Source organism: Pseudomonas sp. P5_B2, assembly GCF_056400445.1.
This window is the reverse complement of record NZ_JBFULH010001188.1, coordinates 1-882: the sequence shown is the minus strand read 5'-3', so window position 1 is coordinate 882 and position 882 is coordinate 1. Positions and strand designations below refer to the sequence as shown.

At 53.7% G+C, this 882-nt stretch carries 2 protein-coding genes; one reads left to right on the top strand and one right to left on the bottom strand.

Annotated features, from left to right (window positions below; genetic code table 11):
- On the bottom strand, positions 1 to 438 hold a 438-nt coding region (locus tag AC1DRJ_RS30095; RefSeq protein ID WP_477805326.1), incomplete at its 3' end, for a Rha family transcriptional regulator.
- A 148-nt stretch (positions 439 to 586) separates the two neighbouring features.
- Here AC1DRJ_RS30095 and AC1DRJ_RS30090 point away from each other — a divergent pair.
- Complete coding sequence (locus AC1DRJ_RS30090; RefSeq protein WP_477805325.1) at positions 587 to 805, top strand: hypothetical protein; 219 nt, start codon at positions 587 to 589, stop codon at positions 803 to 805.
- Positions 806 to 882: the final 77 nt, after the last annotated feature.

Genomic DNA, 882 nt, shown 5'->3' with positions numbered 1-882 from the left:
GACGGAGCCCTGGGTATTGGCGAGACGATTCAACGCCGCGACCTTCGGCGCTTGCTTCTGGATGACGGTCTGCAGCTGAAGGTTGTGCTCTGCCTGATCGGCGGCGAGCCTTAGGGCTTCAGGGAGAGTTTTCGGAACCGTGACAACCTGTCGCGACACGTTTTCGAGTTCGCCCAAACGTGTCACGACACAATGACGAAGCGGAGTGCTGTAACCGGTGAGCAATGTCATGACCAGGTCATGACCGAGGAAGTATTCGGTTTGAGCCCGGTTGCGCTCATCCCGGTAGATGCATCCAAAAGTGGATGGATCGATATTCAGCTCGGCAAGGTTGCGCTTGATGTCGCGGACGACGTGGTGATGGTACTTGCCAGTGAGATCGGCGATCTCCCGACTGGACATGGTGACCGTATTGCTTGGAGCGACGATCGTGTTCATAATGGCCCCTTGAGTTGTTGCTGTTTAAGAAGCCGGTCTAGCCACCGGCTTTTTTGTGCCTGCGATTCAGGCGTGCAGCGAATAGGTGCCAGATGCATCCGTGATATCGTTTTGATTCCACTCGAAATCGAAATCACAGAGACCTGGCATGAAAAAGATCAAAGAGGCTTTCAAGCGCTGGAAGGAAAAGCATTGGGACTTGAGTCTGTACACGCATGAAGACGAGTTTTTCTCGATGGCCGGATTCAATCGGCCGCCACTGAGGCGCTTCTGGGAAGAGCACAGGACGACCATCAAAAAAGTATCCATATGGCTACTCGCCCTCATCTTCGGCGGGCTGATCACTAAAGCTCTTGGACTTACTTAAGCGGCCATCACGGACGGCTTGTGCGGCAGCTTGCAAAAAGTTCAGGCGATCTTCATCTGACGAGTCAGGCTCAAAGC